Consider the following 24946-nt stretch of genomic DNA (forward strand, 5'->3'; position numbering starts at 1 on the left):
TTTGAACTGTGTGCACTCGGCAGGATTCGAACCTGCAACCTTCTGATCCGTAGTCAGATGCTCTATCCGTTAAGCTACGAGTGCTTGTTTTTTCTTCTGTTGTTGTCTTCGTTCCCGGCCTTTCGGCCCGTCCCGGCGACAAGAAGAACATTACATGACTGCCGCCGTCATGTGAAATCCATTGGCCACACCCGTTGTGACCTGCGAAAACGCGTCTCAGGCGCACCCCGCAAGCAGCGAAGCCCCGGTCCTGGTGGACCGGGGCTTCGGATCTTGCTGCGGAGGCGGAGGGATTTGAACCCTCGATGGGATGTAAGTCCCAAACCGCATTAGCAGTGCGGCGCCATAGACCGGACTAGGCGACGCCTCCAGCACATCCCGCCTGCGCGAACGCGAGCGGCTGCGTGCAGATGATGACACAGCTGAGCGCCGTGTCACCAATCGGCTCCCACGGTACTAGGAGGTCGGGCCGCAGAGCAAAGGTCTAAAGGTCGGCGCGGGGGCGCAACGTCGCGGTCGGGGCGGCGTTAGGCAGAGCATGCTGCTGCGCCGTCTCTCCCGTTGCGTCCTCGTCACGTCCGCCGCCACCGTCGCCGCCCTCACGGCCCTGCCCGCGGCCGCGTCGGCCGACACCGGGCCGGGGCACATCGCGCCGCCCCCCTTCAGCGCCCTGGACGGCGTCGGCCGCGACGAGCTGACCATCACCGTCGCCGACTCGGGCAACGGCCACGACGGCACGTCCGACCTGCGGTGCGGTCCGGCCGGCGGCACCCACGAAGACCCGGGCGCGGCCTGCGCGACGCTCGACCGGATCACGGCGGACGGCACCGACCCGTTCGCGCCGGTGCCCGACGGGACGAACTGCACGATGCTCTACGGCGGCCCCGCCACCGCGCACATCACCGGCACCTGGCACGGCCGGCCCGTCGACGCCTCGTACAAGCTGAGCAACGGCTGCGAGATCGCGCGCTGGAAGCGAATGGCCCCCGTGCTGCCTGCTACCGCGCCGTGACCCTGGGTCCATCGGACACATCGCCTTCGTGCGATCCCCACATCCTCTTCGTCGCCTCTACGTGGGCTCCCTCTCATCCGGGGTCGCGCGGAGAACCCGTGCCCGTAGACTCCCTCCCGTGACACGTTGTGCTTCGCGCGGCAAGATGGCTGGCGCGGTCGGCACGTCGCGGTAAAGCGGTACATCAGGGAGGAAGCGTCGTCGTGAGCAGCAGGCCATCCCGAGGCGCTGCTCGCCTCGCAGCCATACTTGATGCGCTTCCGGACGCATTGGTGCTCGTCAACACCAACGGGACCGTCGTCAATGCCAATTCGATCGCCCTGGAGGTCTTCGAGGCCCCGGGCACGGCGCTGGTCGGGCGCGGACTGCTCGATCTGCTGCCGGAGTTCGACTCCCGGCTGATCCCCGGCTCGATGCGGCGGCCCGACACGGTCACCGACGAGCGCGGGCGGACCAAGCCGACGCGGATGATCGCCCGACGCACCGACGGCAGCGAGTTCCCGGTCGAGGTCACCTCGGCCAACCTCGCCGACAGCGCCCGGGACGCCGTGGACCCGTACGGCTCGTCGTACGGCGGCGCGGGCGGCGGCTCCTTCAGCGGCACCGAGCTGCTGATGCTCGTCGTGCGCGATCTGTCGGGCACGGTCGACACCGAGGCCGAGCTGGCCCGTTCGCAGCGGCAGACCGAGATGATCCTGCGGGCCGCCGCCGAGGGCGTCGTCGGCACCGACACCGACGGGCGGATCGTGCTCGTCAATCCCGCCGCCGCGCAGATCCTGGGATTCCGGGCGAGCGACCTGGGCGGGCAGGAACTCCACCACCTCGTGCTGCACTCGCGGCCCGACGGCGAGGCGTTCCCCTACGACGAGTCGCCGCTCGCCGACACCCTGCGCTCCGGGCGCAAGCACCGGGTGCGCGGGCAGGTGCTGTGGGCCAAGAACGGCGACCGGGTGCCCGTCGACATGACGACGGCGCCGGTGCGCGACGGCGACCAACTGGTCGGCGCGGTCATGACCTTCACCGACCGCCGCCCCTACGACAAGCTGGTCGAGGAGCACGCGGAGGAGATCGCCCGGCGCGACGAGACCGCCGAGCACGAGCGCGCGGAGCGCGACGCCGACCTCGCGCGGGTGCGCGACGAACTCGCCGCCGAACTGGCCGACCTGCGCGAGCAGCACGTCGAGGAGCTGTCCGCCGAGCGGGAGCGCGGCGCCGCCTTCGCCGAGCGCGAGAAGGACCGTTACGAGGCCCTGGCCGCCCGGCACACCCAGCTGCTCGCCGTGCTCGGGCAGTCGCTGCGCGGCCCGCTGGACGACCTGCGGCACGAGCTGTCGCAGCTCGCCGCCGACGACGCGGGCCAGCTGTGGCCGGAGGCGAACCAGGTCCTGCACCACCTGGCCGCCGGCTACTCCCGGATGACGACGCTCGTCGACAACGTCCTCGCCTATCAGTCGCTGGACGAGGGCGGCGGCGAACTCTCCCGTACGAAGGTGATGCTGGACGCCGTCGTGGCGGCGGGTGTCGACGGGGCCGTCGAGCTGATCGGGCCCGGCCGGGTGCAGTTCGCCGTGCACGCGCCGCCGATAGAGGCCGAGGTGGACGCCGGACGGCTCGCCACCGCCCTCGCGCATCTGGTCGCCGACGTCGCCGGGATCGACGCGACCGGGAACGCGCGGGTGCCCGCCGGTGCCGGATACGTCGACAACACCGTGGTCGTGGCCGCCGCGCAGCGCGGCGAGAGCGTGCGCATCGAGGTGCGCGGCCCCTACGCGGGCGGCGATCCGGTGCACGAGCCGATCGTCCGGGGCATCGTGCGGGCGCACGGCGGTGTGCTGCAGACGCACGAGATGCCGGGCATGAGCGGCAGCGCGTACGTGCTCGAGGTGCCGATCGGAAGCGGCGCCGGTGTGGTGCCGCCCGCCGCTGTGGCCGTACCCGAGCCGGTGGCCGAGGAGCCCAGGCCGAACGTGCCGGAGCAGGCCGGTTCGGCCGCGGGCGGCGGGCGGCGGCGTGCGCGCCGGGCCGCCGGGCCCTCGGTCGACTCGTTCCTGGAGAGCGGGCTGCCGGGCGAGGCCGCGGCCTCCGCCCCGTCCGGGGGCACCGGACGGCGGCGCGGACGGCGTGCCGCCGAGGAGGGGTCGCCCGCCGCGGCGGAACCGTCCGCTCCCTCGGCTCCCTCGGCTCCCGCCGCGTCCGGTGAGAGTGAGGGAACTCCCGCGGAGGCTCAGGCGCAGGCATCCGGTGGCACCGGGCGGCGCCGGGCGCGGTCCGCGCCGGACGGTGCGGCGTCCGAGGGTTCCGTGATGACCGCGGCCGAGCACGCGGCGGGCTCCCCGGCGCTGGGTGACACGGTGCCGCCGCAGGGCGTGCCCGCGCCGACCGGCCGCAGGGCGCGGCGCGCCGAGGGCCAGGAGCAGCCCGCGCTGCCCGCCCTGCCGTCCGGCCCCACCGACCAGGCCCAGGCCCAGAGTCAGGGCCAGGGCAGTGAGCTGGAGCTCGCGGGTTCCCCGGCGCAGCCCTCGGGGCGGCGCGCGCGGCGTGCCCTCGGTTCCGCGCAGCCCCAGGCCGCCCCGGCACCGGAGGAGGCGGGCCCGCGCGAGATGTTCGCGCTGCCGCCCGCGCAGGCCGACCGGGCCCCCGAGGCGGCCGGGCCTGCGGCGCAGCACCCGCGGCAGCAGGACGTCCCGCAGCCGGCCGGCCCGCAGGGCGAGAGCGACGTACCGCAGAACACGGGCGCCCAGCCCCTGCCGCAGCCGCTCCCGCTGCCCGACGAGCAGCAGCACGCGGCCGCGCAGCATCCGGCGCAGGACGACCACACGCCGCCGCAGCCGCACCCGACGCACGGCACGCCCGCCCAGGGCACGCCGAAGCAGGCGGAGTCGGCGGCTCAGCCGCTGCCCGCCGCCCAGCCGCTGCCGGCCGAGGCCCCGCAGGACCCGGCCGCGCCGACCGGCGACACCAACTCGACGCAGGGCCGCGCCTTCAGCGTGCGCACCCTGGGCCAGGGGGTGCCGTTCGGACGGCAGATCGCTCAGCAGCAGCGCGGTCAGCAGGCCGCCCCGACGCGGCCCGGCGCGACGCCCCCGCAGGGAGTGCCGCAGCAGGAGGGCCAGACGCTCGGCGGCGGTTCGGCGTCGGGACGGCGGCGCAAGCTGTCCAACCGGCAGGACCAGCCGGAGGCCACCGAGACTCCGGCCCAGGGGACGACGGCGCGCCCGCACCCCCAGCCGCAGTCCGCGCAGCAGCCGCAACCGCCGCTGCTGTCGTCGATGAACCCGTCCGAGGGCGGCGGCCGCTCCTACGCCATAGGAGCCCCCGATCAGAACGCCGACGAGGGTCCCGAGCCGCTGGACGGTCCCGGCGGCGCGGTCGAGGTCGCCAACCGGCCCCAGCCGCAGCCGATGGACGACGAACTGCCGCCGGAGCCGCTGGACAACCCGCGCCGCCTCCTGGTGTGGCCGGCGCCGGACGTCACGACCCAGCAGGCGCTGAGCGAGCGCGGCTACCGCCCGGTGACCGTGCACTCCCGCGAGGAGGTCGACGCGCAGATCGCGGCGTTCCCGGCCGCGCTCTTCGTCGACCCGCTGACCGGGCCGATCACCCGCACCGCGCTGCAGTCGCTGCGTCAGGCCGCCGTCGCCGCCGAGGTCCCGGTCCTGGTGACCGCGGGGCTCGGGCAGGCGACGCGGGAGGCCGCGTACGGGGCCGATCCCGCGATCCTGCTGAAGGCGCTCGCTCCGCGCGACAGCGAGCAGCACCCGCCGCGGGTCCTGCTGATCGAGGAGCACGAGGAGATCGCGCTCGCCCTCACCGCGACCCTGGAGCGGCGCGGTATGCAGGTGGCGCGGGCCGCGAGCGACGCGGACGCGGTGACGCTCGCGGCGCAGATGCGGCCGAACCTGGTGGTCATGGATCTGCTCCAGGTACGCCGTCGCCGCGCGGGCATCATCGACTGGCTGCGGGCGAACGGACAGCTCAACCGCACCCCGCTCGTCGTCTACACGGCCGCCGTCGACCACGACGACCTGCCGCGGCTCGCGGCGGGGGAGACGGTGCTGTTCCTGGCCGAGCGGTCGACGAGCAGCGAGGTGCAGGGCCGGATCGTGGACCTGCTGGCGAAGATCGGCACCAACTAGCGCCAACTGTCGGGAAGGGGCGGCCCGTTCGGGCCGCCCCTTCCTGTTTCACGTGAAACGGACCGTCACAGCGTGGTGACGTCCAGCTCCCCCTCCGCGTACTGCTTGCGCAGCACCTTCTTGTCGAACTTGCCGACGCTGGTCTTGGGGACCGTGGGGATGATCGTCCAGCGCTCGGGCAGCTGCCACTTGGCGACCTTCTCGGCGAGGAACGCGCGCAGTGTGTCGAAGTCCGCGCTCGCGCCCTCCTTCAGCACGACGGTCGCCAGCGGCCGCTCGCCCCACTTGTCGTCGGGCACGGCCACGACGGCGGCCTCGGCGACGTCCGGGTGGGACATCAGCGCGTTCTCGAGGTCGACGCTGGAGATCCATTCGCCGCCGGACTTGATGACGTCCTTGGCGCGGTCGGTCAGGGTGAGGAAGCCGTCGGGGCTGATCGTGCCGACGTCGCCGGTCTTGAGCCAGCCGTCCTCGCTGAACTTGTCCTCGGGCCGCAGCGGTTCGGCGCCGGGCTCCGCGCCGCCGTAGTACGCGCCCGCGATCCAGTTGCCGCGCACCTCAAGCTCACCCGCGGACTCGCCGTCCCAGGGCAGGATCTCGCCGCCGGGGCCGCAGAGCCGGGCCTCGACGCCGGCCGGGAAGCGGCCCTGGGTGAGCCGGTAGGCGAACTCCTCGTCACTGCCCGGCTCGACGCCCGCCGGGGGCCGGGCGATGGTGCCCAGCGGCGAGGTCTCGGTCATGCCCCAGGCGTGGCAGACCCGCATGCCGAGCTCGTCGAAGGCCTTCATGAGGGAGGGCGGACAGGCCGAGCCGCCGATGGTGACCTGGGTGAGCGAGGAGACGTCGCGCGGCTTGGCGGTCAGCTCGGCGAGCAGGCCCTGCCAGATGGTGGGCACGGCGGCGGCGTGCGTGGGCCGCTCGGACTCGATCATCTCGGCGAGCGGCGCGGGCTGCAGGAACCGGTCCGGCATCAGCATGTTCACGCCGGTCATGAAGGTGGCGTGCGGCAGTCCCCAGGCGTTGACGTGGAACTGGGGCACGACGACCAGCGAGGTGTCGGCGTCGGTGAGCCCCATCGACTGCGTCATGTTGACCTGCATGGAGTGCAGGTAGATGGAGCGGTGCGAGTAGACGACGCCCTTGGGGTCGCCGGTGGTGCCGGAGGTGTAGCACATGGCCGCGGCCCGGCGTTCGTCCAGCTCCGGCCAGTCGTACGTGGTCGGCTTCCCGGCGATGAGGTCCTCGTAGTCGTGGACCCGGGGCTGGGCGCCGTCGAGCACGGAGCGGTCGCCGGGGCCGGAGACGACGAGGTGCTCAACCTTGGGCAGCTTCGGCAGCAGCGGGGCGAGCAGCGGCAGCAGCGAACCGTTGACGATGATCACCCGGTCGGCGGCGTGGTTCACGATCCAGACGAGCTGCTCCGCGGGGAGGCGGAGGTTGAGCGTGTGCAGCACGGCGCCCATCGCGGGGGCCGCGAAGTAGGTCTCGACATGCTCGGAGTTGTTCCACATGAGGGTGGCGACTCTGTCGTCGTCCCGGATGCCCAGGTCGTCGTGGAGCGCGTGGGCCAGCTGGGCCGCGCGGGCGCCCACCTCGGCGAACGTGCGGCGGTGCGGCTCGCCCTCGCCCGTCCATGTGGTGATCCGCGAGGTGCCGTGAACACGCACTCCGTGATTCAGGATGCGGGTCACAGTCAGCGGTACGTCCTGCATCGTGCTCAGCACGGCGTCCTCCCGGTGGGCGCTACGGAGCAGTAGGGTTCCGCCGATTCTCACCGCATACCACTCGGTATGTCACTAGTCCCGGGAATGATCGATCACCTCAGACGTGCGCGGGACGCAGCTCCGGGTCCTCGCGCAGCTTGCCGAGCGCCCGTGACACCGCGCTCTTCACCGTGCCGATGGAGACCCCGAGCACCTCGGCCGTCTGGGCCTCGCTGAGATCCTCGTAGTACCGCAGCACCACCATCGCCCGCTGCCGCGCGGGCAGCTTCATGATGGCGCGCCACATGGCGTCGTGCAGCGCCTGCTGCTCGGCCGGGTCCCCCGCGGGCACCACCGGCGGCTCGGGCAGCTCGTCGCAGACGAACTCGTCGACCTTGCGCTTGCGCCACTGGGACGTCCGCGTGTTCAGCAGGGCGCGGCGGACATAGCCGTCGAGCGCCCGGTGGTCCTCGATGCGGTCCCACGCGACGTACGTCTTCGTGAGCGCGGTCTGCAGCAGGTCCTCGGCGTCGCACGGGTTCGCGGTGAGCGACCGGGCGGTGCGCAGCAGGACGGTCTGGCGGGCGCGGACGTACGACGCGAACGACGGGTACGCCGTGTGCGCCGGGTGGCTCCCGGTGTGGGTACGCGTCGCCGGCTCCGATGCGCTGGGGCAGACAGACGCCAGGGTTGGGGTCATGGCTCCACGCTATGAGCGACCCCTACCACCGCGGATCGGCCGGAGGTCCCGAAGCGGCGTCCGCCTCAGGTTGTACAAAGGGTGGTAGCCCCACCTCCTGAAGGTGGAGGAGGGGATGAGGTCCCCTGAGGGGTCGGCCCTGAGAGCGCCGCCCCCGGAGGTACGCCGGACGTCCCACTCCGGGAAGCCTGCCACAGACGCGCGGTGCGCGGCTCGCGGCTCAGTCGATCCGCGCCACCGGCGCGTTCACCAGGTTCCGGTCGATCACCAGGGTGCGCCCGCCGTGCCGCTCCTTCACATTGCCCGCGTACTGGTGGATGCGGCGCTCGGGCCGCCATGCGTTCCGGCTGAGCGAGGGCTCGCCGTACAGGCTGGGCTTGGTGTGCCAGCGCGCGAACCACACCACGGACGGCAGGTCCGGCACGCCCGCCCGCCGGGCCGACTGCAGATGCCGCACGCCCGAATCGGCGCTGCTGTAGAAGCCGGGAACGTAACCGTGCCCGCGCACCTCCTTGCTCCACGCCCGCACGAACGCCAGCGTCCTGTCCGCGCAGTCCTTCTTCCGGTAGTCGTACGCCTCCATGTCGAGATAGAGCGGGCTGCTCGTCCCGATGCCCACCTCACCGGCCCGGCGCACCGCGTCCCTGGCCTCCCGCACGCCCTGCGTCCACGGCCGCCGCCCGATGCCCAGCCCCTTCTTGTGCCCCGCGCTGACGCAGGGCGACTGCGATCCCACGTAGACGGGCAGCACGCTCCACCCCATCGCGTCGACCGCGTGCGTCCAGTCGCGGTTCAGATGGGGCTGGTCCTTGCAGAACCGGCCGCGGCCGCCGAAGTAGACGCCCACCGCCCGGTAGTCGGACGAGCGCCAGCGCCGCATCGTGTCGCGCGACGGGGCCCGGCAGATGTCGAAGGCCCGGCCCTGGAAGGTGCGCACCGGGGCCGACCACGGCGCGGACGACGCCGCGTCGGTCTCGGCCACGTCCCGGCCCGAGGCGGCGGCCTCCGGCAGGGTGGCGGTGCCGCCGAGCAGGAGCGTCAGGAACACCCCGAATCCCATGATCATTTTTTGTCGGTACATGGGGCGAGTGAAGGGCCCGCTGCCGCGTGCGCGCCGGAAACACGCGCCCCGTTCAGCCGTCCGCCCCCAGAATCAGACCCGAAGTGGGGACCCCGGTGCCCGCGGTCACCAGTGCCGTCGCCGCGCCGGAGCGCTGGTTCACCGCCGTGCCCCGCACCTGGCGCACGGCCTCCGCTATCCCGTTCATCCCGTGCAGATACGCCTCGCCGAGCTGCCCGCCGTGGGTGTTGAGCGGCAGCAGCTCCTCCGCGACGAAACCGGCCGCCTCCCCGGGCCCGCAGAACCCGAACTCCTCCAGCTGCATCAGCACGAACGGCGTGAAGTGGTCGTAGAGGATCCCCACGTCGATGTCGTCGGGGCCCATCCCCGCCGTGCGCCACAACTGCCGTGCCACGACGCTCATTTCGGGCAGCCCGGTCAGGTCGTCCCGGTAGAAGCTGGTCATCTGCTCCTGGGCCCGGCCCGCGCCCTGGGCCGCCGCGCGGATCACCACCGGCGGACGCGGCAGATCGCGGGCCCGCTCGACGCTGGTGACGACGATCGCCTGGCCGCCGTCGGTCTCCTGGCAGCAGTCGAGCAGCCGCAGCGGCTCGACGATCCAGCGGGAGGCGGCGTGCTCGGCCAGGGTGATCGGCTTCCCGTAGAAGTACGCGGCCGGATTCGTCGCCGCGTACTTGCGGTCCACCACGGCGACCTGGCCGAACGCCTCGGTGCCGAGCCCGTACGTGTGCAGATAGCGCTGCGCCGCCATCGCCACCCAGGACGCCGGGGTGAGCAGCCCGAACGGCAGGTTCCAGCCGAGGGCCGCGCCCTCCGCCGACGCCTCCCGGTGCTGCACCCCGGAGCCGAAGCGTCTGCCCGACCGCTCGTTGAACGCCCGGTAGCAGACGACGACTTCGGCCACGCCGCTCGCCACCGCGAGAGCCGCCTGCTGCACGGTGCCGCAGGCCGCGCCGCCGCCGTAGTGCACCCGCGAGAAGAAGGACAGCTCGCCCATCCCCGCGGCCTGCGCCACGGTGATCTCCGGGCTGGTGTCCATGGTGAAGGTGACCAGGCCGTCGACGTCGGCGGGGGTGAGCCCGGCGTCGTCGAGCGCCGCGTGCACCGCCTCGACCGCCAGTTTCAGCTCGCTGCGGCCCGAATCCTTGGAGAACTCGGTGGCGCCGATCCCGGCGATCGCCGCCCGGCCGCCGAGCCGGTCCCTGGTGCGCACGCTCATGACGGGCTCCCGTCGTCCGCGGCGGCCGCGGGCACGGTGACGGTGACCGTGCCGGTGACATGGCTGCCGATGCCGTTCTTCCCGACGACCCTGACCTGCGCGGTCTCCCCGTCCGGGCCGGTCTCGACCTCCGTCACCTCGCCGGTCAGCACCATGGTGTCGCCGGGGTGGTTGGGCGCGCCGAGCCGGATCGCGACCCCGCGCAGCACCGCCGTCGCCCCGAAGTGGTCGGTGATGTACCGCCCCACCAGGCCGTTCGTCGTCAGGATGTTCATGAAGATGTCGGGGGAGCCCTTCTGCCGGGCCAACTCCGCGTCGTGGTGGACGTCCTGGTAGTCACGGGACGCGATGGCCCCGGCGACGATCAGGGTCCTGGTGACGGGGATCTCCAACGGGGGCAGCACCTCGCCTGCCTTCATGCCGACTCGCCTCCCTCATGAGCGCCGGCGGCGATCAGCTCGCCCAGCTCTTCCAGTACTTCGCTGCCGCATCCGAGATAGCCGTCGAGCTGACGCCCCCACAGGAAGTGCCGGTGCACCGGGTGATCGAGGTCGGCGCCCATGCCGCCGTGCAGGTGCTGGCCCGTGTGCACCACGCGCTTGCCCGCCTCCGACGCCCACCAGGCGGCGGTCAGCGCATGGCTGCCGTACCCGAGCCCGGCGTCCCGCCGCCAGGCTGCCTCGTACGCGGTGACCCGGATCGCCTCGACGTCCATGTGGGCTTCCGCCGCGCGGAGTTGTACGCCCTGCTTGGCCGCGAGGGGCCGGCCGAACTGCTCCCGCTGGTTGGTGTACTCCACGGCTCTGGCCAGTGATCCCGCGCAGACGCCGGCCTGGAGCCCGGCGAACGCGGTGCGCGCCGCCGCCAGCACGTCCTCGTACGCGCCGGGGCCGCCGATCCGCTCGGCCGGCGTGCCGTCGAGCACGAGCCGGCCCGCCGACCAGGGCGCGGTCAGCTCGACCGGCTCGCACCGGGCGTCGGCCGCCCGCACCATCCACAGGCTGTGGGCAACTTTTTCGCGGACCGCCACGAGGACGTGGGTGGCGTCCCGCAGCCAGGGCACCCAGGGCACGGCCCCGGTCAGCGACGCCTGCGCGCGGTCGCCGTCCGCCACGGCCTCGGGCGCGGTCCCCTCCGGCGCGGACACCATGATCCCCGTACGCCCCGGAAACGCCCCCGTCGCCACGGCGGAGCCGTCCCGCAGGCCCGGCAGGAGCCGCTCCCGCTGTCCGGCCGTGCCGTGCGCCGCGACCGCGAGCAGCCCGTACGCGCAGCTCGCCGCGAACGGCACCTGCGCCGTGGTCCTGCCCTGCTCCTCCAGCATCAGCACCAGGCCGAGCAGCCCGGTCTCCTCCACGGCGGCGGCCAGGCCCGCGGTCCCCAGCGCCTTCCACAGCTCGGCGTCCGTGCCGCCGTCGAGGCCCGTGAGCCGCTCCGGCGTGGAAAGGTCGCCGAAGATCCGCGCCGCCAGCTCGCGCGCCGCCTCCTGCTCGGGGGTGGGGGTGAAGTCCATGTCACGCCTCACCGCCCTCGACCACGCGGAAGACGGGCAGCACCGCGTCCGCGTCGTCCGCGTCCACCCGCAGGAACTCCAGCCGCACCGGCAGCCCGATCCGCACCTTGTCGTAGGGCACCCCGATGACATTGCTGACGATGCGCACGCCTTCGGCGAGCTCGATCAGCCCCACCGCGTAGGGCGGGTCGAACGCCGGGAAGGGCGGGTGGTGCATGACGACGTACGAGAAGACCGTGCCCTCGCCGCTCGCCTCGACCGTGTCCCACTCCTGGCCGCCGCACGCATTGCACCCCGGCAGCCACGGGAAGCGCAGCGTGGCGCATCCCGTGCAGCGCTGGACCAGCAGCCGGTGTCGCGCGACACCGTCCCAGAACCCGGCGTTGTCCCGGTTCACGACCGGGCGCGGACGCTTCCCGGCGTCCTTCTTCGCGGGGGAACTGCGCCGGGCCGGCGCGTACTTGAGGATCCGGAACCGGTGCGTCCCGGCCAGCTCGCCGCCCGCCCGCACATCCATCCGGGTCGTGACGAAGTGGCCCGTGCCCAGCTTCGTCGTCTTCAGCGGCGACACCGACTCGATCACCGAGTCGTAGGTGATCACGTCGCCGGGCCGCAGCGGCCGCAGGTACTCCTGCTCGCAGTCGGTGGCGACGACCGAGGTGTACCCGGCGCCGTCGAGCAGCGCGAACAACTCGTCGTGGGCGGGCGAGCGCCCCTCGTACCCGGACAGGCCGCCCATCGTCCAGGCCTGGAGCATCGTCGGCGGCGCGATCGCGTCCGGGCCCTCGTACGCGGGGTTGGTGTCGCCCATGGCCTCGCACCAGTGCCGGATCATCGGCACGTTCACCGGGTCCTTACCCTCCAGGGCGCTCGCCGCCGTCCGCCCCTCGAACGTCCGCAGCTCCTCGTAGACCCCGGCGTCCCGCTCCTCGGCCATGCCCCTCACCGCCTCCCCCGCTTCATCCCGAGCCGCATCGTGGCCACGATCTCCCGCTGCACCTCGCTGACCCCGCCGCCGAACGTGTTGATCTGCGCCGCCCGGTTCATCCGCTCCAGCTCCCCGTCCCCCACGGCGGGATCAGCGCCCGCCACCCCGAACACCCCCGGCGATCCGGACCTCACCCACCCGGCGTCGCCCGCTATCTGCTGACACAGTCGATACGTCTCGACCGCGGATTCCGTTCCCGCGAACTTCACCCCGCTGGCGTCTCCCGGGGCCAGTCGGTCCGCCCCGACATCCCCCACCAAACGCCAGTTGAGCAGGCGCGTCGCCGCCAGCCGGGCATGCGCCTCGGCCAGCGCGGAACGAATCCACGGCGCGTCAACACGGCGTTCGCCCGTCACCGGATCGGGGGTGCGGGCGGCGGCGAGGACATCGGCGTAGAAGTCCTCGGCCTGCATCCCGATCGCGGCGAGGGCGACGCGCTCGTGATTGAGCTGGTTGGTGATGAGGCCCCAGCCGCCGTTCACCTCCCCGACCACGTTCGTCCCGGGGACGCGGATCCCGTCGTAGTACGTGGCCGTCGTGGTGAGCCCGCCGACGGTGTCGATCGGGGTCCAGGAGAACCCGGGGGCGTCGGTCGGCACGAGGATGATCGAGATGCCCTGGTGCTTGGGGGCCTCGGGGTCGGTGCGGCAGGCGAGCCAGATCCAGTCGGCGTTCTGCGCGTTCGACGTGAAGACCTTCTGCCCGTCGATCAGCCAGTCGCCGCTCGCTTCGTCCCGCACCGCGCGCGTGCGCAGCGCGGCGAGGTCGGTGCCGGCCGACGGCTCGCTGTAGCCGATCGCGAAGACGAGGTCGCCCGAGAGGATGCGGGGCAGGAAGTAGGCCTTCTGTTCCTCGGTGCCGTACTTCATGAGGGTCGGGCCGACGGTGTTGAGCGTGACCATGGAGACCGGCGCGCCGGCCCGGTACGCCTCGTCGAAGAACACGAACTGCTCGTCGGGGCCGCGCCCCTGGCCGCCGTACTCCACGGGCCAGCCCAGACCGAGCAGCCCCTCGGCACCGATACGGCGCAGCACCGCGCGCTGCCCGGCCGGGTCGTCGGCGGCGGGCGGGCCGTCCGGCATCAACGTACGGAATCGTGCGCGCAGTTCACCGCGCAGCTCGCGCTGGCGGTCGGTGGGGGCGAGGTGCACGGCGTCGGCCCTCCCGGACCTAGGCAGAACCAAGGGTTTCTGACTGTCCGTCAGATACCGTGCACTGTCAAGAGATCGACCGGCGGGCACCCGGCCCCGCACACGCCTGCGCGGCGGTGCCGGAGCACCGCCGCGCAGACTGTCACACACCCCATGCGATACCCCTGACGGACAGGGGCCGGGAGTTCACCAGAGCTCGGTGAAGTTCACCGCGATGTTGTGGTTGGACTGGTCGATCGCCGTCCAGGCCGAGCCGTTCACCTGGGCGGTGTTGCTCTGGTTCGAGGCGCCGCTGCCGACCGCCTGCTGCTGCGTGGTGGACGAGTTGCCGTTGTTGTCGTGACCGACACCACTGCCACTCACCGTCGCCACCCCCGCGTTCGATCCGTTGTCCGCGAACGAGCCGTTGTCGGCGATCGCCACCCCGGAGAACAGGGCCGCGGCGAGCGGCAGGGCGGCGACGGCGGCGATGGCACGAGCGGTACGGATGGAAGCCATGTCTATTCCTCCAGAACAGGGAGTACGCACCGGGGGCCCGGACGGGGGTCCGGCACCCGGGAAGTACGGGTTGCTCCAAGGCGGTTGGCCGACCGCCTTGGCGATGTTCACGACGTCGCGAGACCAGAATTGCCCACCGAATCCCCGGCGAACCACCCCAGAAGCCCCTCTTCACACGCAAGCGTGAGGACATGTCGATAAACCCTCTTCACATCGACAAAACCCCAGCTCAGCCGCGAATACGCTATCTCCGGGTGATCACACCCCAGACCCCCCATACGGTGAAGCGTTTCAGCACATTTTTGGTAAATCGACTCCCCGGACGGACCACTCCTCTTCCTCTTCTCGAACATCTGTACGAACATGAAGCCATGGCCGCCATCGATCCGCACCCCGCACGCCGCTCACCCACCGCACCGGGCGCACCGAACGCGCCCCTCGCGACCCTCGCTCTCGCGCACGCCCTGTCCGCGGCCGAGCGCGGGCTCGCCGTGATCCCGCTGTCGCGCACCAAACTCCCCGCGCTGCCCTCCCCGCACCGCGACGACCCCCCGTCCGCGCCGCGCTGCCACGGTGAGTGCGGGCTTCCGGGGCACGGGGTGTACGACGCCTCGACCGATCCGCGCCGGATCCGCGCGCTCTTCGCCGCCGCTCCCCGGGCGACCGGGTACGGCATCGCCTGCGGTCTGCCCCCGCACCACCTCATCGGCGTCGACCTGGACACCAAGGCCGGGACGAACTCCACGGCCTCCCTGCGGGAGCTGGCCTTACGGCATCTCTTCACGATCCCGGACACGGTGATCGTGAGCACGCCGAGCGGCGGCCGGCATCTGTGGCTGTCCGGACCGCCGGACGTCGTGGTGCCCAACTCGGCGGGCCGGCTGGCCCCCGGCATCGACATCCGGGGCGCCGGCGGCTATCTGGTGGGCCCCGGCTCCCGCACCGAGCACGGCGTCTACAGCACGGTCCCCGGCACCGCCCACCTCGCCCCGGCCCCCTGCCCGCCGGCCCTGCTGCGCCTGCTCACGCCCCCGTCGCGCCCGCACCACCCCGCGCCGGGCCCCGGTGGGCAACACGGCACGGGCCTGGTCCAGTTCGTACTGGGCGCCCACGAGGGCCAGCGCAACACCCGCCTCTTCTGGGCGGCGTGCCGCGCCTACGAGAACGGGCTCGGCGACACTCTCACCGAGGCCCTCGTCACCGCCGCGGTCCACACCGGCCTGCCGGAACGGGAGGCCCGCTCGACCGTCACCTCCGCGGCACGGCTCACGGCCGGGTCCTGAAGCGGGCCCCTCGCGACGGCGCTCAGCGAACCGGCTCCGAAGGACTCCTCCGGCCGGATCCGCCCGAGCGGTACCGGGGGGCGCCGCAGGGCGGCCAGTGCAGGATGACCACGGAGAGCACGAGGGGCACCACGGTCAGCATCGTGAACGTCACCGGCACACCCCCTCGGTGACGGACCGTCCGACGCTGCGCGCGGCGTCCATGAGCCGTCGGACGGCGGGCGACCAGGTGCCGATGGAGAGGCTCCGCCCGTGGCGGCTCCAGCGGTCGAGGGCGTTGAGCAGAGCGGAATCGGCGAAGGTGACCCGCCGCGCGTCGAGGCTGAGGTGCCGGTACCCCTGGACGGCCCCCGCGGTCAGAACGGTCCGGAGCGTTCGCGCACTGTGGTGATCGACCTCCCCCTGGAGCTCGATCCACAGCACGGGTCCCACGGTGGTGCAGGAACGGATGATTATGTCGCCGGGCGTACTGGCGCCCGCCTCCTTGACGCTCTCGGTGTCACTGGCGACGACGGTGGGTGCGGACAGTATCGGAAGGATGCTTTCGGAACTCACGCCGTGCTCAACCCGCTCGCCCGGCCCCGGGATACGGACGATCACCCCGCGGCGCGGGGCCACCCCTCCACCGAGGGAAAGCGTTCATTCCGGCGGGTGGAGTCGGGGCCCGGGTGCGTCACAGCGCGGGCGTCCGGCTCCGGGCAGCCGGTTCTCAACCAGCCCGGACCTCGGTGTTCTGGCCGACGTGCAGCAGCCAGTCGCCGTCACTCCGCTTGGTCATGACGTAGAGCGGGGAGCCCTCCGAGTCGCCGTCCGCCGAGTGGTAGACCTGCCGAATCTTGACGGCCGCCACGTCGGGCCGCAGGAACTGGATGTGCACTGCCTCGTACGTGACATCACCGGCCCAGGTGGCGTCGGGCAGCACGGAGCGGGTGAACCCGGCGATGGCGTCGAGGCCGATGAGGACCTTGCCGTGGGCGGTCGTCCATACGGCATCGGAGTGGAAGAGCGCGAGGAAGCCGGCGGCGTCCTTGGCGCGCTGGGTCCGCTCGACGGTGGCGACGATCTGTTCGATGGCCTTGGTGTCTGCGTCCTTGGTGTCCATGCGCATCATGCTGGAATCTCAACTGCGCTTGAGGTCAAGGGCTTCGAGACCCGAGCAGGACCGCGGTGGATGCGCCCATGCGCCGCGCATGCATCGCGCATGCGAAGGCCCCCGACCGATGTTCCTGGTCAGGGGCCTTCGATCTACGCGGTGGGTGTGGGATTTGAACCCACGGTGACTCTCGCCACGACGGTTTTCAAGACCGTTCCCTTAGGCCGCTCGGGCAACCCACCCCGCGCTCATGGACGACTCGGGGCCGTCGTGGCGCGGGGACCAGGGTAGCGGGTCCGTGCGGCGGGGCCGTCAGCTGCTGTCGCCCTTGCGCTCGCCGAGCGTCACGTCCACCGTGTGCTCCTTGCCGTCGCGCGTGTACGTGAGCTTCACGGTGTCGCCGGGCTTGTGCGTCCAGATCTGGCCGATCAGGGTCGGGCCGGAGTCGACCACCGTGTCGTCGAGCTTGGTGATCGTGTCGCCGGACTTGAGGCCCGCCTTGGCCGCCGGGCCGTTCGGCGTGACGGCCGCGGAGCCGCCCGCGCCCTGCTCGGTGATCGTCGCCCCGCTGCTGTTCTCGTCCATGGAGACGGTGGCGCCGATGACGGGGTAGACCGGCTCACCGGTCTTGATCAGCTGCTGGGCGACCATGTCGGCCTGGTTGATCGGGATGGCGAAGCCGAGGCCGATCGAACCGGACTGGCCCGAACCGCCGAGGCCGCCGCTGGAGGCGGACTGGATGGCCGAGTTGATGCCGATCACGTTCCCGCTGCCGTCGAGGAGCGGGCCGCCGGAGTTGCCGGGGTTGATCGACGCGTCGGTCTGCAGGGCGCTCATGTACGAGGCCTTGCTGCCGCTGGAACCGTCGCTGGAGGCCACCGGGCGGTCCTTGGCGGAGATGATGCCCGTCGTCACCGTGTTCGACAGGCCGAAGGGCGCGCCGATCGCGATGGTCGAGTCGCCGACCGCGACCTTGTCGGAGTTGCCCAGGTGGAGCGGCTGGAGATTGCTCGGCGCGTTCTTGAGCTTGATGACCGCGACGTCGTAGCCCTGCGCGTGGCCGATCACCTCGGCGTCGTACTTCTTGCCGTTCGAGAACGTCGCCGACAGCTTGCCGCCGTCCACGGCCTCCGCCACCACGTGGTTGTTGGTGAGGATGTGGCCTTCCTTGTCGTACACGAAGCCGGTGCCCGTACCGCCCTCACCGTTGCTGCCCTCGGCCTCGATGGTGACCGTGCTGGGCATCGCCTTGGCGGCCACCCCCGCGACGGTGCCCGGGTCGCGCTTGACGTCGGCGGGGCTGGAGGCGGAGACGGTCGTGGAACCGGAGCCGCCGTCGTCGTTGCGCTCCGCCGCCCAGTAGCCGACGCCGCCGCCGACGACGCCCGCGACCAGCGCGGCCGCGATGATCCCGGCGACGAGACCGCCGCGCTTGCCGCCCGGCTTGGGCTGCGGCTGCTGATAGGAGGCGCCCCACGCCGTCCCGTCGGCGCCACCCGCGCCACCGCCCGACGCGTAGGCCGGAACGGCCGGCGGCGGGGGCGGCCAGTCGCCCACCGGGGAGCCCGCGGCGGGCGCCCCGTGCTCTCCGTACGCCCCGGGCGCGCTCTGTGCTCCGGGCTGTTCACCCGGCGCCCCCGGTCCTCCGGGCACCGCTCCCTGGCTCACCGTGTCGTGCCCGGCTCCCTGCGGGGCCTCCGGGGCGGAACCCGGCGCGGGCGGTGCGGGAGCAGCGGGAGCGTCCACCGGCACGGGAGGTGCGGACGGGGCAGGGGGGACCGAAGTGCCCTCGTTCTCGGTGCTCACAGCTTTCTCTCCTCGATCCACGGCTGTCGTGTCGCCAGTCAGGTTGTGCGGGTACCCGATCTTCTTCGGGCTGAAGCGATCCAGTGCAATCACGATGCGATCGCTCTCGATTGTCACAGCCCGCTTCGATCCGGACAGCGGTCTCGGTGCGCCCGCCGTCACTCGCCACTCGGCATGGTCCTGTCACGGTCCAGTTGTGCTGTTGTACGTCGTCAGCTTTTCCCATGGGACGTCAGGGCACCATAAGACGATCCTGTGCGCCCGATGACATCCTTTATGCCGGGCGAAACGGACGCATCCGCACGGCCGAACCTTCTCGTCGGCGCGCCGCGCGGTGGCACCATGACGCGGTGACCCACGCACCACAGCAACGCATCAAGGTCGTCGCCCACCGCGGAGCCTCGGAGGACGCCCCCGAGCACACTCTGGCCGCGTACAGAAAGGCGATCGAGGACGGTGCGGACGCCCTCGAATGCGATGTGCGGCTGACCGCGGACGGCCATCTCGTCTGCGTCCACGACCGACGCGTCAACCGTACGTCGAACGGCCGCGGGGCCGTCTCCGCTCTGGAACTGGCCGACCTGGCCACCCTCGACTTCGGCTCCTGGAAGGACCGCGAGGAGGGCCCCGACTGGGCGGGCGGCGCGGGCGACACCTCCGTACTGACCCTGGAACGGCTCCTGGAACTGGTCGCCGACGCGGGCCGCCGGGTGGAACTGGCCATCGAGACCAAGCACCCCACCCGGTGGGCGGGCCAGGTCGAGGAGCGGCTGCTGCTCCTGCTCAAGCGGTTCGGCCTGGACGCGCCGGCGCCGGACGAGCCCTCCCCGGTGCGCGTCATGAGTTTTTCGTCGCGTTCTCTGTTGCGCGTGCAGGAGGCGTCCCCGACGCTGCCGACGGTCTACCTGATGCAGTTCGTCTCGCCCCGTCACCGCGAGGGACGCCTGCCCAAGGGCGTACGGATCGCGGGGCCCGGCATCCGGATCCTGCGCAGCCACCCCGGTTACGTGGAGAAGCTCGCGCGCGCGGGTCACCAGGTCCACGTCTGGACGGTGAACGAACCCGAGGACATCGACCTCTGCGTGCGGCTCGGCGTCGACGCGATCATCACCAACCGCCCCGCCGCGGTGCTGCGACGGCTCGGCAGAAGCTGATTCCGGCCACCTTCACCCCGAACGTCACAGGGTGTGCCCCGGCGCGTTCGTTCCGTATTCGATCGTTACGAGTGCGTCACCGCACAAGGATTGGCCGGTTTCCGGTCCAGTCCATTGGGGCATCCACACCGTGGCGTGGGGCAAAGGAGGTCTCGGGGGTGGCGTTGGTGGTGGCACAGGAGGTGCCCGCTTCGTCGAGCATGGCCGTACCCCATGGCCCTGCGGGCGTGGGCGAGGCACGACACCGGATGCGCGATCAGCTCCGCATCAACGGTGTGCCGGAATCGGTCGTCGACGATGCGGTTCTGATCCTTTCCGAACTACTCAGCAATGCCTGCCGGCACGGCAGGCCACTGGGTGACGATCTGGCCGGGGACGGCGACGTACGGGCCGCGTGGCGGGTGGACGACCGCGGCTGCCTGACGGTCGAGGTGACCGACGGCGGCGGGCCCACCCGCCCCGTTCCGGCCACCCCGTCGGTCACGGCGCGCGGCGGCCGCGGGCTCAACATCATCACGGCGCTCGCCGACGACTGGGGCGTACGCGACGACCGGCGGGGCGAGGTCACCGTCTGGGTGGTCGTACACAAAGACGTGCACGCCCGGGCGACGGCGCACCGCCGCGACGACTTCGCCGCGCGCATCGCCTCACCGCCCGTCACGGACCTGGCCGGTCTGGGCTTCGCGGACGCCTTCGACGATCTGGGCTGACCGCTGCTCCCGCGCGGTGCCGGGTCCCCCGGTGACCGGGCGGGAGCCCATCGGTGTCGGCACGAGGGGCTAGGCTCGCGCCCGTACTCAAGCGAGCCGTATCCGGGAGACAGCCAAGATGGCCAAGAAGCGCCCCCAGACCAAGGGCAAGCCGCACGTCACCGACGGGACGATCCCGGTCGTCGGCGCCCGCGAACCCTGCCCCTGCGGCAGTGGCCGCCGCTACAAGGCCTGTCACGGCCGGGACGCCGCGCACGCGGTGACCGAGCTGGTGCAGCGCCCGTTCGAGAACCTCGTGGGCGAGGGCGACTGGGTGGCACTGCGCGAGCTGGTGCCCGCCGCGACCGTGGAGCTGACGCTGAAGGACGGACTGCCCGACGGCGTCCCCTCGGTCACCCTCGCGACCGTGCTGCCCATGGCGTGGCCCGCGCTGCGCCGCGACGACGGCTCGGTCCTGCTGGGACTGCAGAACGACACGTCGTCCGGCGACCTCAGCCGCGACCTCGCCGACACCCTGCGGCGCGCCCTGGAGGCCGAGCCGGGCAACCCGGTGCAGGCCCGGCGTGCCCCGGCGGACGGACCGCGCCTCCAGGACGTGCTCGACCCGGAGGGCGCATTCGAGCCGGTCGTGCACACGGGCTTCGAATTCTGGGTCCCGGACTCGGAGAACGCGTCGGGCGACGTGGCCGCCTCCCTGGAGCGGGCCAACGCCGCGGCCATCCCGACCGTGAAGCTGGCCGGTGTGGACAGCGCCTACTGGTGCGAGACCCCGGAGAAGAACCACCTGCGGTGGGTCATGCCGCACCCCGAGGAGAAGCTGCTCGACGCGCTCGCGCGGCTGCACGCGGCCGGCACGTCCTCGCTCGGCGAGGGCACCCGGCTCGTCGGCTCCTTCCGGGCGCACGGTCTGACGGTGCCGGTGTGGGACCTGCCGAGCGCGGTCAAGGCCGACGACATCGAGAAGCCCGCCGCCGAGTTCGCCGAGCGGCTCGCCGCCGCGCTCGCCACGGACGCACCACTGACCGCTGACGAGCGTCGCGCGCGCGGGGGACTCACCAATCGACAGGTGACCCTCAGCTGACCGACCGGTCAGCCGCTCGGGGTCCGGGAACACGCCGATCGGACCAGGTGACTCCTGTCACAACTCCCAGTAGTTGCAGGTAAATCCATGTCCGAATAGAAGAGATCGAATTTGCTAACTGCCGATCTCTTGTTACCGTTCAAGTAGCCCGGTTGCTGGTGCATCCCCCGTCGCCAGCAACCGGGCGCTTTCATGCCCGCGTGCGGACGGGACGGCTCAACGCCCCTGCGGGGGCGCCGAATTGCTGCCCGAGCGCAGCAGCAGCGGCCCGTCGTCCGTCGCCGCGTACTCCGCCACCGCCGCGTACCGCGAGGCCTGCCCGCGGGTCCGCTCCCGGGGCGTCTCGCACAGCCCCGGCTCGTCCTCCGCACCCACCGCGCAGTGGAGCTGCACCGTGCGTCCGCCGGGCGCCATCAGGGTCAGGACGGCGCCCAGTTCCGCGCCGGTCGCGTTGCGGTAGTAGGTCCGCGCCCAGGTGTCCCGGCCCTGGGTGAGGACACACGTCTGCGCCTCCACGCCGTCCGGGGAGGCCAGTTGCGGGCCGCAGTGGGTGGCCGTGGCGAGGCCCAGGCCGAGGCTCTCGAGGAGCGAGGAGTCCCGCGGCGGGTGGGCGCCCGGGTGCGCGCCCGGGTGTGCGTCAGGGCGGGTGCCGGCGGCGCTGTCGGCGGCATCCCGGTCGGGTGCGTCGTCGACCTTGTCCGCGGTGCCCGACCGGGGCGATCCGGCCTGCTCCGCGACCGGCCGCGCGGGCTCGTCGCCCGCCGGTCCCGCGGCAGCGCCCGCCAGGGGGAGGGCGGCGGTGAGCACCACCACGGCGAGCAGGCCGAAGAGCCGGAGGCGGGCGTGGGGACGCTCCTGGCCGGGCCGGTCGGGAACGTCGGGGCGGGGTGGCGCGGCAGGCATGCGCCGAAGATATCGGCGCACACCCCGCGGGGCGGCCCGCCGCGCGCCCGGTCCCCCTACAACTCGGGCGCGCTCACACCCGTACGAGTGAGGGCGTCCACGGCCGCGTCGACCACGGCCTCCACATCGGGCACCCAGGGCGCCGCCGAGCCCGGCAGCGGCGCGCGCTCCCAGCGGACCTGTCCGGCGCCCGTGGAAGACGGCGGCAGGGCCACATAGCCGCCCTCGCCGTGGAAGCGCAGCGAGCCGGGGACGAAGTCCTGCGCGTACAGCAGCTCGCCCAACTGCTCCATGGAGTACGGCGCCACGAGGATGAACAGCCGCTCCGGGGTCGCGATGACCGGGCCGAGCCGGATCTCCTTGCGGTCGAGCGCCGCGAGCGCGCGGGCGCCCGCGACGGCCGGCAGGCTCACGGCGCAGGGTGCGCGCCCCTCCGGCCCTCCCGAGGTACCCGTCGCGAGCACGATCGGCGCCTTGGGGCGGTTGGTCCACCACCAGCGGACCATGCGCGCATCGGTCGTCGCGGCGAACAGTCCCGGGTCGAAGGGGTGCGCGCCCGGCACCGAGCACTCCGGGTCCGGGCAGGCGCACCGGACGCCGTCACGGCGCCCCGCCGCCTCGAGCCCGATGCCCGGCAGGACCGGCCACCGCCAGGCCGTCGCGAACGTGAGGGCCGCGCCGATCAGGTCAGACTTCCCGCTGTCACGCCTGGACAGGAGCCTGCGTCGCCTTCCGAGGATCTCGCGCATGAGCGCTCGTTCCTTTCCGTAGCCGAAGAGAACGCTATGGGCCACATCACACCATGTGTCGATCAGTCACTGCGCGTACGTGCTGGAGCGCCCGACCCCAGCCGGAACCGCCGGCCTGAGGCAGGGGGAACCCCTATAGTCCGAGCGCCTGCTGTGTCCTTTAAAAGCCTGGCGTGGGGTGGCGACGCCTGGCGTTTGCCGTCCCGCGTATTTCTCGCCGTCTCCCCCACGGGAGGATGGGGCACGGCCGTCGATGGTTATGACGCCCGGGTCCGTCACCAGGTTCCGGGTGGATCGTGCTGGATCCCAACTACCCCTGGTCTTCTCCGTGTACGTACCCACCGCGGCCGCTATGACGCTCTGGTGACCACAGCTGAACAATGCCAGTCGACCGCAATACACCGATCGCTGAGTCGTTTTTTGGCCAAGTTAGAACGATCTAGATCGGCGCGAGATCACTAGTGGATCTAGGAGGGGGACAAGATCTCTTTACCTCAGAAGTCACTTCCGCACCATGGACACCGGGAAACCCGGCAGGACAATGCTGGACATCCCCTCTCCAGTGCGTGTAGATGTGGAGACATTGCTAGTGGCGCAGAGCTAATAAGGCTGACATGGGGGTTTGCGATGCTATCCAGCAATATGCACCGGTCGGAAAGCCGGAAGTCATGACGGCCCCCCGTCTGCCGAAAGTGGCTGGAATCGATTCCCCTCCTGGACAGGTTCCCTCTCCCGCACACACGGTCGCGCCCGCGCCCCCGGTGACTTCCGTCCCGTCCGCCCCCGGCGCGGTCATCCAGGACCGTCTCGCCGGCTGGGTGTCGGACCTCACGACCCTCCACGAACTCACGGAACGGCTGGCCCGCACCGCCGCACTGGAGGAGGCGCTGCACGAGCTGCTGCGCGCCGGAGCCGCCCTGGTGGGTGCCCGGCGCGGACTCGTCGTCCTGGAACCGGGCGACGGACTCGGCCCCGACACCACCGTCGGCCTCGGCCTCTCCCGGCCCGATCTCGGCCACATCGAGACGGTGCCGCGCGGCGCGACGTCGTACGGGCGGATTCTGGACGGGCTCAGCACCGACCCGGAGGCGCGCGCCGATCTGCTCGCCGAGGACGGACTCGACCCGCGCCACCGCGAGGTCGCCGCCCGGCTCGGCTACGCGGCGAGCTACGCGCTGCCGCTCGCCACCGACGCGGCGGGCCGCCTCGGCGCCGCCGTCTGGCTCTACGACGAGCCGGCCGAGCCCGGCGAGCGCCCGCGCCACCTCATCGGCCTGTACGCCGCGTACGCCACCGAGCACCTGGCCCGGCTGCTCGACCGGGAGCGCACGCGCGCGTGGGCGGACACGATCGCCGAGGAGCTGCTGCCCGCGCGACTGCCCCGGGTCGCCGGCGTGCAGCTCGCCGTGCGCCACCGCACCGGGCCGCGCGGCGGCGGCGACTGGTACGACGCGCTGCCGCTGCCCGAGGGGGCGCTCGGTCTCGCCGTCGGATCGGTCACCGGCTCCGGCGCGAGCGCGGTCGCCGCGATGGGCCGACTGCGCGCGTCCCTGCGCGCGTACGCCGTCATGGAGGGGGAGGACCCGGTCGCGGTCCTGTCCGACCTGGAGCTGCTGATGCGGCTGACCGAGCCCGCGCGCAGCGCCACCGCCCTGTTCGCGTACTGCGAGCCGGCCCAGCGCAAGATCGTCCTCGCGGGCGCCGGGCACACCCCGCCCCTGGTGATCGGCGAGCGGCGCACGGAGTTCGCCGAGACGACCGTCTCGGCGCCGCTCGGGATGCTCGCCTGCTGGGAGGCGCCGAGCGCGGAGATCACGCCGGAGCCGGGCGAGACGGTGCTGCTGTACACGGACGGTCTGCTGCGGCGCACGGGCGACGCCATGGACCGCGCCTTCACCCGGCTGCACGCGGCCGCGTCGAGCGTCCCCCGGGCGGTCCGCGAGGACCCCGGCGCCCTGGTCGACCACATCCTGCACGCGATGCTCCCCGACGGCCTGGACACGGCCGACAGCGACGAGGACGTCGTGCTGCTCGCGGCGCGTTTCGAGTAGGCGATCACGCACTGCCCGTGAGCAGCCCTGTAAGAGGTCGTCCGGCCCTGGACCCCCTTCCGTACGCTCGTACGATGGAGGGGGTCCATTGCCGTAACCAGGCCATTCCAGCGGA

Annotated in this window: 21 protein-coding genes and 3 tRNA genes; 7 read left to right on the forward strand and 17 right to left on the reverse strand. The window is 72.3% G+C overall.

The annotated features are described in order from the left end of the window. Nucleotides 1-11 precede the first annotated feature (11 nt). Together ABZ930_RS02990 and ABZ930_RS02995 are read right to left on the reverse strand one after the other, a co-directional pair. Nucleotides 12-84, reverse strand: a tRNA-Arg gene (locus tag ABZ930_RS02990). Between the two features lie 195 nt (nucleotides 85-279). Further along, nucleotides 280-370, reverse strand: a tRNA-Ser gene (locus ABZ930_RS02995). A 168-nt stretch (nucleotides 371-538) separates the two neighbouring features. On the opposite strand from ABZ930_RS02995, the gene ABZ930_RS03000 reads away from it, so the two are divergent. Both ABZ930_RS03000 and ABZ930_RS03005 read left to right on the forward strand, forming a co-directional pair. Further along, on the forward strand, nucleotides 539-1012 hold the full coding sequence (locus tag ABZ930_RS03000) for an SSI family serine proteinase inhibitor (RefSeq protein WP_361540453.1): 474 nt from the start codon (nucleotides 539-541) through the stop codon (nucleotides 1010-1012). A 203-nt stretch (nucleotides 1013-1215) separates the two neighbouring features. Beyond that, the gene (locus ABZ930_RS03005; RefSeq protein ID WP_361540456.1) at nucleotides 1216-5148 is read left to right on the forward strand and encodes a PAS domain-containing protein; all 3933 of its coding nucleotides are present in this window, start codon (nucleotides 1216-1218) and stop codon (nucleotides 5146-5148) included. Between the two features lie 65 nt (nucleotides 5149-5213). On the opposite strand, the gene ABZ930_RS03010 is transcribed toward ABZ930_RS03005, so the two are convergent. The 9 genes from ABZ930_RS03010 to ABZ930_RS03050 all read right to left on the reverse strand — a co-directional run bounded on the left by ABZ930_RS03010 (nucleotide 5214) and on the right by ABZ930_RS03050 (nucleotide 14001). Continuing rightward, nucleotides 5214-6872, reverse strand: coding sequence for a long-chain fatty acid--CoA ligase (locus ABZ930_RS03010; protein WP_361540459.1), 1659 nt, complete (start codon nucleotides 6870-6872; stop codon nucleotides 5214-5216). 97 nt (nucleotides 6873-6969) lie between these two features. Beyond that, a complete protein-coding gene (locus ABZ930_RS03015; protein WP_361540462.1) occupies nucleotides 6970-7551 on the reverse strand; it encodes a SigE family RNA polymerase sigma factor in 582 nt (193 codons plus the stop codon). Nucleotides 7552-7771: 220 nt separating this feature from the next. Beyond that, nucleotides 7772-8632, reverse strand: a complete 861-nt coding sequence (locus tag ABZ930_RS03020) for a DUF1906 domain-containing protein (RefSeq protein ID WP_361540465.1) — start codon at nucleotides 8630-8632, stop codon at nucleotides 7772-7774. A gap of 52 nt (nucleotides 8633-8684) precedes the next feature. Continuing rightward, on the reverse strand, nucleotides 8685-9851 hold the full coding sequence (locus ABZ930_RS03025) for a lipid-transfer protein (protein ID WP_361540468.1): 1167 nt from the start codon (nucleotides 9849-9851) through the stop codon (nucleotides 8685-8687). Continuing rightward, the gene (locus ABZ930_RS03030; RefSeq protein ID WP_361540471.1) at nucleotides 9848-10270 is read right to left on the reverse strand and encodes a MaoC family dehydratase; all 423 of its coding nucleotides are present in this window, start codon (nucleotides 10268-10270) and stop codon (nucleotides 9848-9850) included. Before ABZ930_RS03030 ends, ABZ930_RS03025 begins: the two co-directional genes overlap by 4 nt. Further along, nucleotides 10267-11364 carry an acyl-CoA dehydrogenase family protein gene (locus tag ABZ930_RS03035; RefSeq protein ID WP_361540473.1) on the reverse strand — a complete coding sequence of 366 codons (1098 nt, stop codon included), beginning with the start codon at nucleotides 11362-11364 and terminating at the stop codon, nucleotides 10267-10269. The genes ABZ930_RS03030 and ABZ930_RS03035 overlap by 4 nt, the downstream gene beginning before the upstream one ends. A 1-nt stretch (nucleotide 11365) precedes the next feature. Continuing rightward, a complete protein-coding gene (locus tag ABZ930_RS03040) occupies nucleotides 11366-12301 on the reverse strand; it encodes a bifunctional MaoC family dehydratase N-terminal/OB-fold nucleic acid binding domain-containing protein (protein ID WP_361540476.1) in 936 nt (311 codons plus the stop codon). A 5-nt stretch (nucleotides 12302-12306) separates the two neighbouring features. After that, complete coding sequence (locus ABZ930_RS03045; protein WP_361540479.1) at nucleotides 12307-13503, reverse strand: acyl-CoA dehydrogenase family protein; 1197 nt, start codon at nucleotides 13501-13503, stop codon at nucleotides 12307-12309. Nucleotides 13504-13689: 186 nt separating this feature from the next. Beyond that, the gene (locus ABZ930_RS03050; protein ID WP_111663148.1) at nucleotides 13690-14001 is read right to left on the reverse strand and encodes a hypothetical protein; all 312 of its coding nucleotides are present in this window, start codon (nucleotides 13999-14001) and stop codon (nucleotides 13690-13692) included. A gap of 371 nt (nucleotides 14002-14372) precedes the next feature. On the opposite strand from ABZ930_RS03050, the gene ABZ930_RS03055 reads away from it, so the two are divergent. After that, the gene (locus ABZ930_RS03055) at nucleotides 14373-15284 is read left to right on the forward strand and encodes a bifunctional DNA primase/polymerase (RefSeq protein ID WP_361540483.1); all 912 of its coding nucleotides are present in this window, start codon (nucleotides 14373-14375) and stop codon (nucleotides 15282-15284) included. 150 nt (nucleotides 15285-15434) lie between these two features. Here ABZ930_RS03055 and ABZ930_RS03060 read toward each other — a convergent pair whose 3' ends face one another. The 4 genes from ABZ930_RS03060 to ABZ930_RS03075 all read right to left on the reverse strand — a co-directional run bounded on the left by ABZ930_RS03060 (nucleotide 15435) and on the right by ABZ930_RS03075 (nucleotide 18183). After that, on the reverse strand, nucleotides 15435-15839 hold the full coding sequence (locus ABZ930_RS03060; RefSeq protein ID WP_361540486.1) for an STAS domain-containing protein: 405 nt from the start codon (nucleotides 15837-15839) through the stop codon (nucleotides 15435-15437). 154 nt (nucleotides 15840-15993) lie between these two features. After that, a complete protein-coding gene (locus ABZ930_RS03065; protein WP_361540489.1) occupies nucleotides 15994-16395 on the reverse strand; it encodes an SgcJ/EcaC family oxidoreductase in 402 nt (133 codons plus the stop codon). Between the two features lie 139 nt (nucleotides 16396-16534). Then, a tRNA-Ser gene (locus ABZ930_RS03070) sits at nucleotides 16535-16619 on the reverse strand. A gap of 70 nt (nucleotides 16620-16689) precedes the next feature. Further along, nucleotides 16690-18183, reverse strand: coding sequence for a trypsin-like peptidase domain-containing protein (locus ABZ930_RS03075; RefSeq protein ID WP_361540492.1), 1494 nt, complete (start codon nucleotides 18181-18183; stop codon nucleotides 16690-16692). Nucleotides 18184-18533: 350 nt separating this feature from the next. On the opposite strand from ABZ930_RS03075, the gene ABZ930_RS03080 reads away from it, so the two are divergent. The 3 genes from ABZ930_RS03080 to ABZ930_RS03090 all read left to right on the forward strand — a co-directional run bounded on the left by ABZ930_RS03080 (nucleotide 18534) and on the right by ABZ930_RS03090 (nucleotide 21128). Then, nucleotides 18534-19337, forward strand: coding sequence for a glycerophosphodiester phosphodiesterase (locus ABZ930_RS03080; protein ID WP_361540495.1), 804 nt, complete (start codon nucleotides 18534-18536; stop codon nucleotides 19335-19337). A 71-nt stretch (nucleotides 19338-19408) separates the two neighbouring features. Continuing rightward, nucleotides 19409-20047: an ATP-binding protein gene (locus ABZ930_RS03085; RefSeq protein ID WP_361540498.1), complete on the forward strand. Its 639-nt coding sequence runs from the start codon at nucleotides 19409-19411 to the stop codon at nucleotides 20045-20047. A gap of 118 nt (nucleotides 20048-20165) precedes the next feature. Then, nucleotides 20166-21128 (forward strand): DUF5926 family protein, encoded by a 963-nt coding sequence (locus tag ABZ930_RS03090; RefSeq protein ID WP_361540501.1) that lies wholly within the window; start codon nucleotides 20166-20168, stop codon nucleotides 21126-21128. A 216-nt stretch (nucleotides 21129-21344) separates the two neighbouring features. Here ABZ930_RS03090 and ABZ930_RS03095 read toward each other — a convergent pair whose 3' ends face one another. Then, nucleotides 21345-22031, reverse strand: a complete 687-nt coding sequence (locus tag ABZ930_RS03095; RefSeq protein ID WP_361540504.1) for a hypothetical protein — start codon at nucleotides 22029-22031, stop codon at nucleotides 21345-21347. A gap of 56 nt (nucleotides 22032-22087) precedes the next feature. Beyond that, complete coding sequence (locus ABZ930_RS03100) at nucleotides 22088-22780, reverse strand: bifunctional DNA primase/polymerase (RefSeq protein WP_361540507.1); 693 nt, start codon at nucleotides 22778-22780, stop codon at nucleotides 22088-22090. A gap of 668 nt (nucleotides 22781-23448) precedes the next feature. Between ABZ930_RS03100 and ABZ930_RS03105 the strand changes: the two genes are divergently transcribed. Continuing rightward, nucleotides 23449-24831: a PP2C family protein-serine/threonine phosphatase gene (locus tag ABZ930_RS03105; RefSeq protein ID WP_361540510.1), complete on the forward strand. Its 1383-nt coding sequence runs from the start codon at nucleotides 23449-23451 to the stop codon at nucleotides 24829-24831. Nucleotides 24832-24946 lie beyond the last annotated feature (115 nt).

It is taken from the genome of Streptomyces sp. NPDC046716, from assembly GCF_040645755.1.
In the GTDB taxonomy this organism is placed as follows: Bacteria; Actinomycetota; Actinomycetes; order Streptomycetales; family Streptomycetaceae; genus Streptomyces.